At 64.5% G+C, this 2,973-nt stretch carries 2 protein-coding genes; both read left to right on the forward strand.

Annotated elements, in window-relative coordinates; all coding sequences use genetic code 11:
* The coding region (locus Q0X85_RS12080) for a strawberry notch family protein (protein ID WP_297772250.1) at positions 1–2,660 on the forward strand (2,660 nt) is incomplete at its 5' end.
* Positions 2,661–2,781: 121 nt separating this feature from the next.
* The coding region (locus Q0X85_RS12085; RefSeq protein WP_366129907.1) for a DUF6878 family protein at positions 2,782–2,973 on the forward strand (192 nt) is incomplete at its 3' end.

Raw genomic sequence — 2,973 nt, forward strand, 5'->3', positions numbered from 1 at the left:
CGCTTTCCAAATGGAAACCCGACCAGCCCATCCCGATGGGCGACGGGATCCTTTTTGTCACCTACGCCACGCTGCGGTCCGCGGGCAAATGCGGCACCACGCGGCTGAGCCAGATCCTCGACTGGATGGGCGAAGACTTTGAAGGCGTCCTCGCTTTTGATGAGGCCCATGCCATGCAGAACGCCGCCGGATCGGCAGAGGGCAGGGGGGTCAAACCCTCGCAGCAGGGCCTTGCGGGCCTGCGGCTGCAACTGGCAGCACCCCGCGCTCGCGTCTTCTATATCTCGGCCACGGGCGCCACGAGCGTGCACAACCTGGCCTATGCCGCGCGTCTCGGTCTCTGGGGGCAGGGGCCGGAATACCCCTTCCCGAGCCGCGAGGGTTTCGTTTCAGCGATGGAAGCCGGCGGCGTGGCTGCCATGGAGGTGGTCGCGCGTGATCTCAAGACGCTCGGCCTCTACACGGCCCGTGCCCTCAGCTTTGATGGCGTGGAATATGACGTACTCGAACACGCGCTCACCCCGGCCCAGATCGAGATCTACGATGCATACGCGGGTGCGTTTCGCACCATCCACCATAATCTCGAGGCGGCGCTGACGGCGACCGGTGTCAACAATGCCTCGGGCGAGACCAATGCCTCGGCCGCACGCGCCTCGGCCAAGTCCCGCTTCGAGAGCACGAAACAGCGCTTCTTCAACCATCTCCTGATGGGCATGAAAGCCCCGACCATCATCCGCGCAATCAAGGACGATCTGGCGGCGGGCAAGGCTTGCGTCATTCAAGTGGTCTCGACGGGTGAGAGCCTGCTGAAACGCCGACTTGAGACGATGGACCCGGAGGATGAACTCGTCGAGGGTGCCTTGACGCCGCGCGATTACGTTCTGGGCTACCTCGAACAGGCTTTCCCGATCCATGCGCAAAAGCTGGTCGAGATCGACGGCAATATGGTGGCAGAACCGTTGCGGGATGAGACCGGGGCGCTGGTCGTCTCCCGCGAGGCGCTCGCTTTGCGTGACGCGGCCATGATGGAGTTGATGACGCTCGCCCCGATCCCCTCGGCGCTCGATCAGATCCTCTGGGCCTTTGGCGACGAGGCCGTGGCAGAAGTCACGGGGCGGTCCATCCGGCCCCTCAAGGCCGAGGATGGTCATCTCTTCATCGAAAAGCGCAGCCCCAGCAGCAATTCGTCCGAGACCCAAGCCTTCATGGACGGCGAGAAGGATATCCTGATCTTCTCCGATGCGGGCGGCACGGGCCGGTCCTATCACGCGGCGCAAACGGCGAAGAACCAGAAACGGCGGCGGCACTACCTGCTGGAGCCCGGCTGGCGCGCCGATGCGGCCATCCAGGGGTTGGGCCGCACGCATCGCTCTGCCCAGGTCAGCGCGCCCTTCTTCCGGGTCTGCACCTCCGATGTGCATGGTGAGAAGCGCTTCACCTCGACTATAGCCAAACGCCTCGACCAGCTGGGGGCCCTGACCAAAGGTCAGCGCGAGACCGGCTCGCAGGGCATGTTCCGCGAGGAGGACAATCTCGAAAGCCCGATCGCGCGGGCGGCACTGCGTGGGTATTTCGCCGATCTTGCCGCCGGTCGTGCCGAGGCGATGAGCTACGAGAGCTTCACCGACTGGACAGCCCTGCGGCTGATCGACAAGGACGGGGTGCTCCTTGAGGAGCTGCCGCCGATCCAGCGGTTTCTCAACCGAGTTCTGGCCCTTCCCATCCACATGCAGAACGCACTCTTTGCCGAGTTCATGCGCCGGATCGTCGATCAGTCTGAGCGGGCGCGCGCGGCGGGCACGCTCGATCTCGGCGTCGAAACCCTGCGCGGAGAAAAGATCGAGCAGGTCTCCACAGAGGATCTCTGGACCTGCCCGAAATCCGGCGCCGTGACGCGGATCATCGGGCTCGAGGTGACCGACCCGGTGTATGTGCTGGGCGCCGAAGAGGCCATGTCGCGCAATCCCGACAAGCTACCGATGGTCAATCGCGCCTCCGGTCGCGCGGCGCTCATCTCGGCACGGCCCATGCAGATGTATGACGAGGATATCGTCACACTGATGCGCAAGGCCGTGCGGCCAAACGGGTCCAGCTATATCGAGGAGGCTCGGTTCGAGTCCTCGGCCTGGGAAGAGATTGGCAAGCCTGGGTTCACCCGCCTTTGGGATGCCGAGGCTGCGTCCCTGCCGAAAACCACCACGACCAGGCTCTACCTGCTGACCGGCCTCTTGCTGCCGATCTGGAAGGACATTCCGACCACCAATGAGCGGATCTACAGGGTCACTCCGGACGGGGCGACCGCGATGATCGGGCGGACGCTGAGCGAGGAAGGGGCGGCCGCGCTGCGCGCCCGCTTCCTCGTCTCCAACCCACAAACACCGCAGGAGATGCTGACCGCCGCCCTCGGCACCACCGCACCTGTCGATCTGGGCCAGGGACTGACCCTGACCCGTCGCCGCGTCGCAGGCGAGTTGCGCCTCGAGCTGGGCGGCGCGGATCGGGGAATGATTGAAGGTCTCAAGGCCCTCGGCTGCTTCACCGAGATCATTGCCTTCCAGTTGCGGGTGTTCCTGCCGCATGGGGACGGGATCGACGCGGGGAGCATTCTGGCCCGGATCGTGGGGCAGGAAGCTGCCATGACGTCAGAACAAGCCGCCTGAAAAGTAAAAGCGGGCTTCCGGTCGGGCGTCGCGGATCGGGGTTTGCCCGGTCTGCGCTTACCGGGCGCGCGCTGACCAATGCCAAGCCCGGCCCCCCAATTTCAGACAAGAGGACGGACCCATGACCAATCCCCAGATCGACTATGCCGCGCTTGCGGCTCAGTGGCGCGCGGAGCGTGAAACCACCTTGAAGGCATCCCGAACGGAGCTGCTCGCGCAACTACGTGCGCTTGGCATCAGCGAGGTCACTGCCGAATACGAAGGCTATGGCGACTCCGGCAATGTCGAGGATGTGACGGTGCAGCCTGCAGAG

Source organism: uncultured Roseovarius sp. (assembly GCF_947259555.1).
Classification (GTDB): domain Bacteria; phylum Pseudomonadota; class Alphaproteobacteria; order Rhodobacterales; family Rhodobacteraceae; genus Roseovarius.